This is a genomic window from Aeromonas sp. FDAARGOS 1415, from assembly GCF_019048365.1.
In the GTDB taxonomy this organism is placed as follows: Bacteria; Pseudomonadota; Gammaproteobacteria; order Enterobacterales; family Aeromonadaceae; genus Aeromonas; species Aeromonas taiwanensis.
Window position 1 is genome coordinate 831,999 of the sequence record NZ_CP077363.1, and the last position, 12,791, is coordinate 844,789.

Below are 12,791 nucleotides of genomic sequence, written 5' to 3' on the forward strand. Positions count from 1 at the left end.
ACACAGCCATAAAAAAAGGGGAACCGCGAGGCTCCCCTTTTCGTTGTCATGGTTCTGCCTGTCATCAGGCCGGCCCTATCCTGTCCATCAGACTCATGTGGCTGGAGCCATCGTGGCGCTTGAGGTTCTGGCGGTATTCGAACTGGCGCTGGCTCTCCTGCTTGAGGCCCAGCATCAGGGAGTAGCACATGGCCAGCATGATCAGGGAGAAGGGCAGTGCGGCTATGATGCTGGCCGCCTGCAGGGCGGCCAGACCGCCGGAGACCAGCAGAATGGCCGCCACCAGCCCCTGACCCAGCCCCCAGACCGCGCGGTGCAGCACGGGGGGATCCTGATCCCCGATGGAGAGCAGGGTCGTGATGACGAGGGTGCCCGAGTCGCTGGAGGTGATGAAGTAGGTGCAGATGAGCAGCGTCAGCACCCCTTTGGCGATCCAGCCGAAGGTCTCCCAGTGCAGCAACTCCACCGTCTTGTAGAGCGCCAGGGTGACGTCCTGGTTGACCGCTTCTACCACGCCACCCGAGCCGAACAGCTCGAGGTGCATGGCTGTCCCGCCGAAAACGGTGAGCCAGAGCATGCCGAGCAGGGAGGGCACCAGCAGCACGCCGAGCACGAACTCGCGGATGGTGCGTCCCTTGGAGATGCGGGCGATGAACATGCCGACGAAGGGAGCCCAGGCTATCCACCAGCCCCAGTAGAAGGCGGTCCAGCTCGATTGCCAGGCCGAGGTGCCGTTCGCCTCTGTGTTGGTCCAGAAGCTCAGGCGGACGATGTTCTGCAGGTAGTCACCGATGTTCTGCACATAAGCATTGAGGATATAGGTGGTCGGGCCCAGCGCCAGGAACAGGGCCAGGACGAAGACGCTGAGCCAGATGTTGAGCTCGGAGAGGATCTTCACCCCGCGCCCGACACCGGAGATGGCCGACAGGGTCGCGATCAGGCTGATGCCCCCGATGAGCCAGAGCTGGTTCGCCTGCGAGACCTCCATGCCGAACATCTGGTTGAGACCCGTGTTCATCTGGGAGACCCCGAGGCCGAGGGAGGTCGCCACCCCGAACACGGTGCCGAACACCGCCAGCACGTCGGCGGCGTGGCCCCAGAAGCCGTAGATGCGATCGCCGAGGATGGGGTAAAGCACAGAGCGAATGGCCAGCGGCAGCTTGCGCCGGTAGCTGAAGAAGGCCAGCGACAGGCCGACGATCACGTAGATGGCCCAGGGGTGCAGACCCCAGTGGAAGAAGGTGAGACGCATGGCGATCTGCGCCGCCTCCGGGGTCATGCCTTCGGTGACGAAGGGGTTGCCCTGCAGGTGGTACATGGGTTCGGCGATGCTCCAGAACACCAGACCGATCCCCATGCCGGCGCTGAACAGCATGGAGAACCAGGCGAAGTAGCCGAACTCCGGTACCTGGTCGTCGTCGCCCAGCCGGATGCTGCCAAAGCGGCTGAACATCAGATAGACGGCGAAGAACAGGAACAGGGCGACCACCAGAATGTAGTACCACTTGAAGCCTGCAATGATGGTGTCCTTGGCGCCGGTGAACCAGGTGCCCGCGGTGTCGGGATCAAATACACCAAACAGCAGGAACAGGGTCACGACGGTCAGGGCCGTCATGGCCATGGTGGGATTGAGGCCTTTCAATAGCCCTTTGGTTGCTCTCATCAACCCTCCTTAGTCGTTGTTGAAGAAGTCTTCGCCCACGTGATCACCCGCACCGCCGATGGCACGATAGACCAGTCGACCGGCGACCTGCTCACGGTGATCCACCAGGCTGACGGAAGGCTGACCGTTCACCGCGTGGCGCTTGCCGAGGAAGATGGCCATGGGGACCCCCAGGCTGGAGACACCGCTGGTGATCCAGAGGCGGTTGAAATCGTAGGAGCCGCCGATGAACTCGAGCTGGGCCAGGCCGTTGTCCAGACCCGCCAGGTAGAAGTTCATGGCGCTCTCGTCGGGGAAGAGGTGCACCAGCACATAGGCATAGCGCAGTTCATTGACCAACTCCTTTAGGCTGAAAGAACCTGTATTGCTGCAGGAGAGGGGCAACTCGCCATCATAGTGATGCACCTTGAGGTTGTTGGGGTCCTCGTCATAGGCGGGCTGATAACGTACGAAAGCCGCAGTATCAGGCAGTTCATAACGGACTCTGACCACGCGCAGGTCGGCAACCAGGGACTTGATATCCAGGTCGTCATGCATGATGTCACTCCTTAAATATCGGGTTTTCATGGGAAAATGGTTCAATAACCTAACACAATATTATTTAGAGTAGAAATGATTACACCAAAAACCATATTGACCCGATGGTGAATTAGGTGGAGAATTTTGCGCCTCTCCACAGCCCTGCACTAACCCGGACTCCCATGGAAAAACATGATGAAGTGCTGATCGCACTGCGCCAGATCATCCGTGCCATCGACATGCACTCCAAACGCCTGATCAAGGAGGCCGGGCTGACGTCGCCCCAGCTCCTGCTGCTCAAGGGGATCGACGAGCTGGGCCAGATCTCCATGCGCCAGCTGGCGGATCACACCAACATGAGTCAGGCCACCGCGACCACCATCATGGACCGGCTCGAGAGTCGTCAGCTGGTGCAGCGCATCCGCAGCGATACCGACAAGCGCAAGGTCCATGCGACCCTGACTGACGCGGGACGCGCCCTGCTCGCCCAGGCCCCCACCCCGCTGCAGGAGAGCTTCATCCAACGCTTCCAGGCCCTGGAAAACTGGGAGCAGGGCCTGCTGCTCTCTTCCCTCCAGCGTATCTCGGCCATGATGAACGCCGACGGGATCGACGCGGCCCCGGTGCTGAGCGTCCGCCCCCTGACCGAAGAGCGGGCCTGAACGCCAGCCATAAAAAAAGCTCCCTGACGGGAGCTTTTTTTATGAGGGCCTGAAGAAAAGGCTCACTCTTCCAGACTGATGCCGATGTTGGAGACACCGTCCTGGGCCGCAAATTTGCGGATGGCCAGGATGCGATCGCTGTCGCGCTCGTGAGCCACCCGCTTGAGCAGCTCAACCTGGAACTCCAGCTCGGCCTCCATGTGCTCGTGCTCGTAGAGCTCCTCGTCGGTCAGCTCGCGCCCTTCCAGCATGTCGATGAACCCCGCCACCGTCCCCACCGAGGCATGGCTGGCGTCGTTCGCCTCCTCACCCACCCGGCAGATCACCGAGTTGTAGGCACAACCCAGCGCCACGCAGGCATCCAGCGCCGGATAGGCACCATAGGATTCAAACTTGCTGGGCTCGGGAATATAGACCTCGAACGCCTCCAGGATGGCGCCCAGATTGACGCGGGATCCCTTGACGGTCAGGTAGTTCCACATCTGATCCAGGGCGTGGCGAAACGCCTTTGCATCCCCGAAGCCGGTCGCCTGGGTAAACAGCACATAGTTGGGGTACATGCGCTCTGCCAGCGCCAGGGTGTAGACCGTCTGCTGCCAGGGTTGCAGCTCGGCCAGTCGCTTATAAAACTTGTCACCAAACACTGGAGTCGGATCCTTTGCAAAATGTGGGGCAGATTGTAGCCCACGAGGGGCGCGGCGAAAATGAAAAAGCGCCCAGCTCGACTTTCTTGCCCAATCAACTGGGGTAAGATGGGTACAGCACCCTCATCGCCCTGCCATAAACATGATAAGGAACAAGAGTATGAGCCAACGTACCCTGCTTCTGCTCAGCCAGGACAACCACCACTACGAGCGTCTGCTCAAGGCGGCCAATCTGCCCCATCTGCGCATCCTTCGGGCCGACAATCAGGGCGAGGCCGAGAAACTGATCGGCGATGCCCACATCCTGATGGCCGAGCCGGCGAGGGCCAAACCCCTGCTGGCCAAGGCCGGCCGGCTGAGCTGGCTCCAGTCCACCTATGCCGGGGTCGACGTCCTGCTGGATGCGAGCTGCCGCCGTGACTACCTGCTCACCAATGTGCGCGGCATTTTCGGCCCGCTGATGAGTGAATACGTGTTCGGCCACCTGCTCAGTCTCACCCGTCAGCTGCCGCTCTATCGTGATCAGCAACAGCAGAAGCTGTGGCAGAGCCACCCCTATCAGGGGCTGAGAGGCAAGACCCTGCTGCTGCTCGGCACCGGCAGCATAGGCCAGCACATCGCCCACACCGGCAAACACTTCGGAATGAGGGTGCTCGGCATCAGCCACAGCGGCCATGAGTGCGCCGGGTTCGATCAGGTATATCAGTTGCCGGCCCTGAACAAGATGCTGGCCCAGGCCGACGTCATCGTCAGCGTGCTGCCGTCGACCCGCGAGACCCGCCACCTGTTCACCGCCGATCGCTTCAACCACTGCAAACCGGGCGCCATCTTCTTCAACGTCGGCCGGGGCAGCGCGGTCCACGAGGGGGATCTGCTGGCAGCCCTGCGCGGCGGCCAGCTCGGCACGGCGGTGCTGGATGTGTTCGAGCAGGAACCCCTGCCCGCCGACAGCCCGCTCTGGCGCCAGCCCAACCTCATCATCACCCCCCACAACAGCGCCTACAGCTTCCCCGAGGATGTGGCCCAGATCTTCATCCGCAACTACATCCGCTTCATCGACGGCCAGCAACTCGACGGCCGGATTGACTTCGACAAGGGCTACTAGCCGCCCAACGAAAAGGCCCCGCCAGTTGGCGGGGCCTTCGTTTGTGCGAGGGAGGAGGATCAACCCGCCTCCATCTCCTTGCGGTAGCTTTTCACCTTGGCGAGGAACTGGCGCTTCTCCTTGCCGGAGAGGGGTTCCGCCATCGGCAGCTTGACCTTCATGGCATCCACCGGACGGTTATTGATCCGCACCTCGTAGTGCAGGTGGGCACCGGTGGAGCGGCCCGTGTTGCCGGAGAGCGCGATCTTGTCCCCCATCTTCACCCTCTGACCCGGTTTCACCAGCAGCTTGCTCAGGTGCAGGTAACGGGTCGTCAGGGTACGGCCATGCTTGATGACCACATAGGTACCGGCCAGCGGGTGACGGGTGGCCTTGAGCACGACACCGTCCCCGGTCGCCATGACGGCCGTCCCGACCGGCAGGGCAAAGTCGGTCCCCTCGTGAGGGCGCACCTGACCCGTGATGGGGTGGCGTCGTGCCGGGTTGAAGTTGGAGCTCACGCGATAGCGGCTGTGGGTCGGGTAACGACGGAAACCGCGCTCCAGGCTGTTCGCCTGACCGTCATAATAGTTGCCATCCTCGGACAACCAGGCGGACACCGCCTTGCCCTGGCTGAGCACTTCGACCCCCAGCAACTGGGTGTTGCCCGTGCTCTTGCCCTCGACCGTCTCCTGTCTCACCAGCACCTTGAACTTGTCGCCCTTTTTCAAATCCTTGGCAAAGTTCATGCGCCACTGGAACAGGTTGGCGATCTTCTGGATGTGATTCGCCGGGATCCCTGCGTTGCGGGCACTGACGTAGAAGCTGCCATTGATGACACCCTCATAGCTCTTCTGCTGCCACTCCACCTCTTCGTTGAGCATGTTGGCGCTGTAGGAGTCATCCGTGCGCTCCAGCACCAGGGTCTGCTTTATGTTCAGGCGGATCTTGAGCTGCTGCAGTATGTTGTCCTGATCGATCAGCAACTCTATGGTCTGACCGGGTTTGAGGCGAGCCAGATTGTTCTTGGCATCCGCATCCAGCACCTTGTAGAGGGTGGTGGTGGACAGCCCCAGGTTGTTGAAGATGGTGGTGAGAGTTTCGCCGTTTCGTACCCGGTAATCCTGCCACTGGGGGGTGGCATCGGCCGGAATGTCATCATCCGGAGCCGCAGCCTCCACCAGCTCGTGATCCGGGATGTCGTTGAAGTCGGTGTTGTCTTCGTTGGTGGCCGTGCCTGTCGTGGCAATCGGCAATTCCAGACGCAGTGGCCGCTCCAGGATGTCACCCGGAGCTGGCAATACGGCTACCGCTGACAGCGTCATGGCCGTGAGCAATAGCATGGCGTAAAAGTGTTTGCGGGGAACCGGGGGTTCCCAGTTGGCAGCCTGCGCTACCAAGGGACGGAGACGTTTCATCCGCTATCCTGTTATTAGATCTAAGGGTGGTTGTGGGTCTGTCTTTATAAATTTTTATTATGAAAATCGAATATCTGGGTGTTAGACCTAAATACTTACAAAAAGTTCATACCTACATGCACGAAACTCACATTTTATGCATAACCTTCCAGCATGGGCAGAAATGATCGTCGTTTTGGGCCATTTTTTTCTATTTTTAAGAACCCTGTCCGGTTGCGTGGCCCCCTGGCCCCGCACATGTTGCAAAAACATTTCCATGGAGTGGGTATGTCATTGGCAAAATTGTTAAACATCATCATTGTGGTTCTGTTCGCCATCGGTGCCGCCTTGCTGCTGCTGCTGGAGATCACCACGGTCCGGCAATCTATTCTCGACCAGATGTCCGCCAATCTTGAGACCTCCATCACGGCGCTCGGTCTGGTGCTGCAGGGCACCCTGCTCAATGATGACAAAGTCCTCGCGGAAACCATCGTCAACGCCATGTTCGACGGTGGGTTTGTCAGCTCCGTCGTCTTGCTGGATCCGGACGGCCAGCCGTTGTTCCAGAGGGTGTTCCACTCTGCACAGCAGAACGTGCCGAGCTGGCTCCCCTCCCTGGTCCACATGCCACCGGTCAAGGTGGAGCAGGAGCTGACCGATGGTTGGCGGATCCTCGGCACCCTCACCCTGGAAGGGCACGAGGGATATGCCTACCAGCACCTGTGGAATGCCATCAGCCGCACCGGGCTCGCACTGCTCGCCGGTGTGCTGGTCTTTACCCTCATCATCACCTGGGTATGCCATCGCCTGCTGCGTCCGCTCGAGCAAGTCAGCCTGCAACTGACGCAGCTTCGCCAACGCCAGTTCAGCGGCAGTCTGCCCACTCCCTGGCTGCGCGAATTGAAGGAGGTCGTCGCGTCCATCAACCAGCTGGTCTCGGAACGCAAACGGGATCTGCTGCAACAACGGCTCAAGATCACCCAGCTCGGCAAGCAGGCCACCCCGTCAGCCCATCAGAAGCTGACGGGATTGATCGACACCGCAGGTGACATGTACCTGCAACACTTCGTCTCCACCCAGGGCAGCATCAGGCTGTATAGCCGGCTCCTGCCCAAACATCCCCCCGGCACGGACAGCTCGCCCGACGAGATCCGGTCCCTGATCCACGACTGGCTTGCCCAGAAGGCGGAGGGGCTCCAGCTGCCTCTCAGTCTGCTCAGCCATCCCGACTGGGCACAGTTTGCGCCCGTCCTGGCCGGCGCCAGAGGCAGGACCCTGGACTGGCGCTGGGATCTGTCAGCCTTTCCTGTCCTCGCCGAGGAGCGACTGGATACACTGCGAGCCCAAGGCGTCGAGATGGCCTTCAGCAATGTGCCGATGAGCAACGACAACCTGGCCAAGCTCGACCCCGTCAGGCCCGTCTTCATCTGCTGCCAGCTGACCCAGGCCCCCCTCTACTGGAACCTGCTCTCCCAGTGCCTCCATGCTTCCGGCTATACCCTGCTCGCCGAAGCCAGCGAGGTGAGCGACGTGGACACCCTGCGCAACTGGGGCATCGATGGTTATGCCCAGGAGGCCGTATGAGAACCCCACTGCTGTTGCTGGCCCTGCTGTGGCAACCCGGTCTGCATGCCGCCATGCTGACCATAGGCACGGGGGGTGAGCAGGGCATCTATTACCAGGTCATCAAGGAATTCTGCCGGCTGGCCCAAAAGAGTGACCCCGGGTCGCAATGCAAGCCGCAGGCCAGTTCGGGTTCCATCGAAAATCTGCACCTGCTGCAGACAGGTGACATACCCTACGCCCTCGTCCAGTCCGACTGGCTTTATCAAGCCAGCAACGGAACCGGGCCTTTCGCCCAAAAACCCCAACCCGAATTGCGGACGCTCTTCGCCACCCACGCCGAGCCCTTCACCATAGTGGTGCGAGCCGATGGGGATATCACCACCCTGGCGCAGCTCAAGCTCGCGCCCATCGACATGGGGCTGAAACACTCGGGCACCCGCCAGACGGCATTGGCACTGTTCAACGCACTGGGCACCAGAGAGCAGGACCTCGACCTGAAGAGCGTGGCCAATCTCTCCGAAGCGCTGTGCAGCAAGCAGATCGATGCCTATGGGCTGGTGATGGGACACCCCAACCGGATCGTCCTGGAGACCGCGAAACGCTGCGCCATCCGCTTCCTGCCGATCGAGGGGGAAACACGGGATCAGCTGATCAAGGGGGTCAAATATTATCAGCGCAGCCAGGTGCCGGCGCGTATCTATCCCGGCAACCTCAAGGCAACCCCGACCTTTGCCATCGCCGCCACCCTGGTGACCAATGCCGCCACGCCAGACGAAGATGTCTATCGCCTGACCAAAGCCATGCTGAGCCGGCAAACCAGTTTCAACGAGCAAACCTACGGCTACGCCAACCTGTTCCACAAGGCCCGCAACAAGGTGGGTCCGGTGCTGAGCGTCACCCAGCATCCGGGAGCAGCAAAATACTTCGAGGAGTTGAAGGCGGCAGGCAAGCTATAGCTGGCGGCGGGGAGTGCGCAGATGGTCGCTGGAGAAGCGGCTCTGCATCGAGGTCCACTGGGTCAGGCGATCGGCACTCCCCGCCAGCGTCCCATCACGGCGTGACTTCATGATCCAGATGCTCCTGGCATCGAAGCTGTAGACAGGTTGCAGATCTGTACGCTGACTGCCCGGCAAGATGCGGCCATTGATGTTGTCGAGCACCATGGGATCGGACTTGGTCGTCGCGAAATAGAGCGTCACCATATGAAACTGGTTGTAACGGATCGCCTTCACATAGGCCAGCCGCAGTTTCTTCTCGTCGACGCCGAGCTCCATCAGGGTGTAGTACTTGGAGATGCTGTAATCCTCGCAATCCCCCCCCCGGGCACCGATAAACTCCAGCGGATTGGCCCAGTAGTCTTCTTCTCCCCACAGCCTGGGATCTTCGCTGTACGTCAGATTGTTGAAGTAGTTGTTGACCAGCTCCAGCTTCTGCTGGTCCGTCGTACCAGCCCTTGGCGTGAGCAGGCGAGAAAAGGCCTCGGCTCGCTGGATAGCCCTTGCCCCATAGACGGCCTGCATCTTTGCCTTGAGCTCGGGGCTGACAACGTGTTTGGAGAGACGAGACGCCTGCACGTTGCCCAGCAGGGCCAACGTGCAGACGGGAACTAACCACCATTTCATAACAGACACTCCATGTCGGATGCTGGAGGTCAGTATAGTTGGCAGTGACAGTCCTATCAGAAATGTCGGGCGTGGCTCAACGACACTGGGCGAAGGCGTCGGCCAGCTGCTGCATGAACTGCGGATAGGCATCCGGGCCGAGCGGCACCTGCTCGCCCACCTCATCCAGCAGCAACACCTTGGCCCCGGTGTTGCGGGCGACCGACTCGATCACCGCCGGCGAGAATTGTGGCTCCGCATAGATGCAGCTCGCCTTCTTCTCTTCCAGCGCCTTGCGGATCTCCACCAGGGTCTTGGCGCCGGGGCGACGCTCCGGACTCACGGTGAAGTGCCCCCTGGAACTCATCCCGTAGTGGCGTTCCCAGTAGCCATAGGCTTCGTGAAACACGAAATAGCCTTTCTGGTTGACCACCTTCATCTGCTCGGCGATCACCTTGTCCCTGGCATCTACCTTGTGCTCGAACGCCGCGAGGTTGGCGGCATAACGAGCCTGGTTGGCCGGGTCCAGTTTGCCCAGCTCGGTCGCGATCGCCCTGGCGATCACCTTGGCCTGGGTCGGACCCAGCCAGAGATGGGGATCCACCCCTTCGTGGTGGTGCCCCTCGTGTCCTTCGTCATGGTCACCCTGCTCATGGGCACCATGATCGTGGTCATCATGATCATGGTCGTCGTGATTCGCTTGGGTGGCGTAGTTGAACAGGGGCATGCCCGACACCTGAGTCAGGGTCAGGGCATGGGGATGCCTAGCCAGTGGCTTGGCCATGAAACCTTCCAGTTCAGGGCCGACCCACACCACCAGGCCGGCGTCGTTGATGCTGCGGATGTCGGAAGGACGCAGGGAAAAATCGTGGGGGGAGGCGCCGGTCGGCAGCAACACCTTGGGCTCGCTTACGCCGTCGGTGGTCGCCGCCGCGATGAAGCCGAGGGGCTTGATGGTGGTCAGCACCTCTAGGGCACGGACAGGCAGGCTCACCGCCAGCAAGGCAGTGATCAGGGCAAGAATTCGCATAGGGGTCTCGTCAGGGAGTATGTGTGTGATAATATAACAAACCAACATCGCTGTTATATTATAACTCTCACAGGCTGTAAACCCCGGAGCTGTCATGACCCAACTGGTGGAGCTGAAAGAGGTCTGTCTGTCGTTTGACGGGCGATCCGTGCTCGACAAGGTCTCCTTTACCCTGAACAAAGGCAAAATCACCACCCTCGTCGGCCCTAATGGCGCGGGCAAGAGCACCCTGAGCAAACTGGTGCTGGGCCTGCTCACACCGGATTCCGGCAAGATCACCCGCCGCCGCGATCTGCGGGTCGGTTATGTGCCGCAGCGCCTCTATCTGGATCCCACCCTGCCGCTGACGGTGCGCCGCTTCCTGCAGCTCGGCAAGAATGGCCGCCTCTCCATCGAGGAGGCCCTGACCCGGGTCGGCGCCCAGGATCTGCTGGACAACCGGATGCAGAAGCTCTCCGGCGGCGAGATGCAGCGGGTGCTGCTGGCCCGGGCCCTGCTGGTGAAACCCGAGCTGCTGGTACTGGACGAACCGGTGCAGGGGGTGGACATCACGGGCCAGATCGAGCTCTACGCCCTCATCAGCCAGCTCGCCGCCGAGTTCCACTGCGCCGTGCTGATGGTCTCCCACGACCTGCACCTGGTGATGGCCAGCACCCACGAGGTGATCTGCCTCAATCGCCACGTCTGCTGCCACGGCGAGCCGGAGAGCGTGGCCCGACACCCCGAGTTCGCCCGCCTGTTCGGCCGGCCGGAGCGGGAAGTCCTCGCGGTCTACACCCACCATCACCACTGCGATGGCGAACATCACCACCATGAACCGCAGGCCCCCGTCATCCGCCTGCCCTCTCGCAACAAATAGGATCACCCCGTGGACAGCTTTCTGTTATACGCCCTCGCGGCCGGCCTCGGCATCGCCCTGCTGGCAGGCCCTCTCGGCAGCTTCGTGGTCTGGCGCAAGATGGCCTATTTTGGCGACACCCTCTCCCACGCCTGCCTGTTCGGCATCGCGCTCGGCATCCTGCTCCAGGTGGATCTGACCCTGGCGGTCGTGGTCTGCTGCCTCGCCATGGCCATGCTGCTGGTGATCATGAGCCGCAACCAGCAAGTGGCCACCGACACCCTGCTCGGCATCCTGGCCCACAGCGCCCTGTCGCTCGGCCTGGTCACCCTGAGCTTCATGGACAACGTGCGGGTGGATCTCATGGCCTACCTGTTTGGCGACCTTCTTTCGGTGCAGCCCATTGACCTGCTCTGGATCTACGGCGGCGGCGCCCTGGTGCTGCTCACCCTGTGGCGGCTGTGGGATCCCCTGCTCTCCATGACCATCTCGGAGGAGCTGGCCCGAGTGGAAGGGGTTCGGGTGGACGTGCTGCGCTGCGTGCTGATGCTGCTGATTGGCCTGGTCATCGCGGTGGCGATGAAGTTTGTCGGGGCGCTGATCATCACCTCGCTCCTGATCATTCCCGCCGCCACCGCCCGCCGTTTCAGCCAGACGCCGGAGCAGATGGCCGGCTTTGCCGCCCTGATCGGGTGCCTGGCGGTATTGGGAGGGCTCTCGCTCTCCTGGTATCAGGACACGCCGGCCGGTCCGTCTGTCGTGGTCTGCGCCACCAGTCTGTTCGTGCTGAGCCAGTTCAAGCGCACCTGAGCCGGTTCACCCTCTCCTGAACGGCTCATTCTCCCCGGGGCGCAGGCTCGCCTGCGCCTCCTGCCAGAGCCACTGGCGCAACCGGCTGATGGCGGGCTCATGGGCCCGCGAGCGCTTGCAGACGAAATAGAAGTTGTCACCGGTCTCGAGTGCATGCAGCGGCAGCCGCACCAGACCCGGGTCTTCCGGGCGCAGCATGTAGTCATTGATGAGCGCCACCCCCTGATCCCAGCTGGCCGCCTCCAGCGCCAGCAGGATATGGCTGAAGTGGTGCATCCGCGCCTCGGGGGGAATGGTCAGCCCGCCCACCTCGGCCCAGCGCCGCCAGTCCTCCCCCTTCTCCCGGTAGATCGCCTGGATGGAGAGCAGCGGCAGTTGCCACAGGGCCGCGGGCCACTCCCCCTCCACCTGCTGCCACAGGCGCCGGCTGCACACCGGCATCAGCCGCTCCCGGTAGAGCAGGTCGTGCAGATAGCCCGGCCCCTCGGGGGAGACGGTGATAAAGCCGTCCGCCACCCGGTCGGAGAGCTCGGGATCCTCCGCCACCATCTCCAGGCTGAGATCCAGCTCGGGATGGAGCTGACGCAGCCCCGCCAGGCGCGGGATCAGCCACTTCACCGCGAAGGAGCTGTAGACCGCGAGCCGCACCCGCATCTCGCCGCCGCCGCGCAACTGCTCGCTGCTCTGGGCTATCTGGCCGAGCCCGGCGGAGATCCCCTCGAAGTAGACTTCCCCCTGGGGCGTCAGTGACAACAGCCGGCCCTGGCGCAGCAGCAGCCGCTCCCCCAGAAAATCCTCAAGCAGGCGGATCTGGTGGCTCACCGCGCTCTGGCTGACATTGAGCTCCAGAGCGGCGCGGGAGAAGCTCAGCAGGCGGGCAACCACCTCGAAATATTGCACCGCACGGAGGGGAGGCAGCTTCATTATCCAAAATTCTCATGCATGGTGATTTTTTATCATTTTACTGGATAACTGAG

13 protein-coding genes are annotated in these 12,791 nt (G+C 61.6%); 6 read left to right on the forward strand and 7 right to left on the reverse strand.

Annotated elements, in window-relative coordinates; genetic code table 11:
• Positions 1-64: 64 nt before the first annotated feature.
• Together I6L45_RS03975 and I6L45_RS03980 are read right to left on the reverse strand one after the other, a co-directional pair.
• Positions 65-1,663, reverse strand: a complete 1,599-nt coding sequence (locus I6L45_RS03975; protein WP_216983497.1) for a BCCT family transporter — start codon at positions 1,661-1,663, stop codon at positions 65-67.
• A 9-nt stretch (positions 1,664-1,672) separates the two neighbouring features.
• Complete coding sequence (locus tag I6L45_RS03980; RefSeq protein WP_043757388.1) at positions 1,673-2,200, reverse strand: hypothetical protein; 528 nt, start codon at positions 2,198-2,200, stop codon at positions 1,673-1,675.
• Positions 2,201-2,364: 164 nt separating this feature from the next.
• Here I6L45_RS03980 and I6L45_RS03985 point away from each other — a divergent pair, with 164 nt between their 5' ends.
• The gene (locus I6L45_RS03985; RefSeq protein WP_043757386.1) at positions 2,365-2,844 is read left to right on the forward strand and encodes a MarR family winged helix-turn-helix transcriptional regulator; all 480 of its coding nucleotides are present in this window, start codon (positions 2,365-2,367) and stop codon (positions 2,842-2,844) included.
• A 62-nt stretch (positions 2,845-2,906) separates the two neighbouring features.
• Here the strand turns inward: I6L45_RS03985 and I6L45_RS03990 are convergent, their stop codons facing one another.
• A complete protein-coding gene (locus I6L45_RS03990; RefSeq protein ID WP_043757364.1) occupies positions 2,907-3,488 on the reverse strand; it encodes a YjaG family protein in 582 nt (193 codons plus the stop codon).
• A gap of 160 nt (positions 3,489-3,648) precedes the next feature.
• Here I6L45_RS03990 and I6L45_RS03995 point away from each other — a divergent pair, with 160 nt between their 5' ends.
• Entirely contained in the window at positions 3,649-4,593 is a 945-nt protein-coding gene (locus I6L45_RS03995) for a D-2-hydroxyacid dehydrogenase (protein ID WP_134695259.1), read from the forward strand.
• A gap of 59 nt (positions 4,594-4,652) precedes the next feature.
• On the opposite strand, the gene mepM is transcribed toward I6L45_RS03995, so the two are convergent.
• Entirely contained in the window at positions 4,653-5,990 is a 1,338-nt protein-coding gene (gene mepM / locus I6L45_RS04000; RefSeq protein WP_043757360.1) for a murein DD-endopeptidase MepM, read from the reverse strand.
• A 267-nt stretch (positions 5,991-6,257) separates the two neighbouring features.
• On the opposite strand from mepM, the gene I6L45_RS04005 reads away from it, so the two are divergent.
• Positions 6,258-7,553, forward strand: coding sequence for a LapD/MoxY N-terminal periplasmic domain-containing protein (locus I6L45_RS04005; RefSeq protein ID WP_216983498.1), 1,296 nt, complete (start codon positions 6,258-6,260; stop codon positions 7,551-7,553).
• Complete coding sequence (locus tag I6L45_RS04010; RefSeq protein WP_216983499.1) at positions 7,550-8,491, forward strand: TAXI family TRAP transporter solute-binding subunit; 942 nt, start codon at positions 7,550-7,552, stop codon at positions 8,489-8,491. The genes I6L45_RS04005 and I6L45_RS04010 overlap by 4 nt, the downstream gene beginning before the upstream one ends.
• Here I6L45_RS04010 and I6L45_RS04015 read toward each other — a convergent pair.
• Together I6L45_RS04015 and znuA are read right to left on the reverse strand one after the other, a co-directional pair.
• Positions 8,486-9,157: a transglutaminase-like cysteine peptidase gene (locus I6L45_RS04015; protein WP_043809034.1), complete on the reverse strand. Its 672-nt coding sequence runs from the start codon at positions 9,155-9,157 to the stop codon at positions 8,486-8,488. The two genes, I6L45_RS04010 and I6L45_RS04015, sit on opposite strands and share 6 nt — an antisense overlap.
• Positions 9,158-9,233: 76 nt before the next feature.
• Positions 9,234-10,166: a zinc ABC transporter substrate-binding protein ZnuA gene (gene znuA / locus I6L45_RS04020; RefSeq protein ID WP_216983500.1), complete on the reverse strand. Its 933-nt coding sequence runs from the start codon at positions 10,164-10,166 to the stop codon at positions 9,234-9,236.
• A gap of 94 nt (positions 10,167-10,260) precedes the next feature.
• On the opposite strand from znuA, the gene znuC reads away from it, so the two are divergent.
• Both znuC and znuB read left to right on the forward strand, forming a co-directional pair.
• Positions 10,261-11,025, forward strand: a complete 765-nt coding sequence (gene znuC / locus I6L45_RS04025; RefSeq protein ID WP_043757349.1) for a zinc ABC transporter ATP-binding protein ZnuC — start codon at positions 10,261-10,263, stop codon at positions 11,023-11,025.
• Between the two features lie 9 nt (positions 11,026-11,034).
• Positions 11,035-11,814, forward strand: a complete 780-nt coding sequence (gene znuB, locus I6L45_RS04030; RefSeq protein WP_216983501.1) for a zinc ABC transporter permease subunit ZnuB — start codon at positions 11,035-11,037, stop codon at positions 11,812-11,814.
• Positions 11,815-11,820: 6 nt separating this feature from the next.
• Here znuB and I6L45_RS04035 read toward each other — a convergent pair whose 3' ends face one another.
• Positions 11,821-12,738, reverse strand: coding sequence for a LysR substrate-binding domain-containing protein (locus I6L45_RS04035; protein WP_043757344.1), 918 nt, complete (start codon positions 12,736-12,738; stop codon positions 11,821-11,823).
• Positions 12,739-12,791: the final 53 nt, after the last annotated feature.

Coding starts and splice junctions, on each gene's coding strand:
- I6L45_RS03980 (WP_043757388.1), bottom strand. CDS start 2,200: ATGCATGACGACCTGGATATCAAGTCCCTGGTTGCCGACCTGCGCGTG.
- mepM (WP_043757360.1), bottom strand. CDS start 5,990: ATGAAACGTCTCCGTCCCTTGGTAGCGCAGGCTGCCAACTGGGAACCC.
- I6L45_RS04015 (WP_043809034.1), bottom strand. CDS start 9,157: ATGAAATGGTGGTTAGTTCCCGTCTGCACGTTGGCCCTGCTGGGCAAC.
- I6L45_RS04010 (WP_216983499.1), top strand. CDS start 7,550: ATGAGAACCCCACTGCTGTTGCTGGCCCTGCTGTGGCAACCCGGTCTG.
- I6L45_RS04035 (WP_043757344.1), bottom strand. CDS start 12,738: ATGAAGCTGCCTCCCCTCCGTGCGGTGCAATATTTCGAGGTGGTTGCC.
- I6L45_RS04005 (WP_216983498.1), top strand. CDS start 6,258: ATGTCATTGGCAAAATTGTTAAACATCATCATTGTGGTTCTGTTCGCC.
- I6L45_RS03995 (WP_134695259.1), top strand. CDS start 3,649: ATGAGCCAACGTACCCTGCTTCTGCTCAGCCAGGACAACCACCACTAC.
- znuC (WP_043757349.1), top strand. CDS start 10,261: ATGACCCAACTGGTGGAGCTGAAAGAGGTCTGTCTGTCGTTTGACGGG.
- I6L45_RS03975 (WP_216983497.1), bottom strand. CDS start 1,663: ATGAGAGCAACCAAAGGGCTATTGAAAGGCCTCAATCCCACCATGGCC.
- I6L45_RS03985 (WP_043757386.1), top strand. CDS start 2,365: ATGGAAAAACATGATGAAGTGCTGATCGCACTGCGCCAGATCATCCGT.
- znuA (WP_216983500.1), bottom strand. CDS start 10,166: ATGCGAATTCTTGCCCTGATCACTGCCTTGCTGGCGGTGAGCCTGCCT.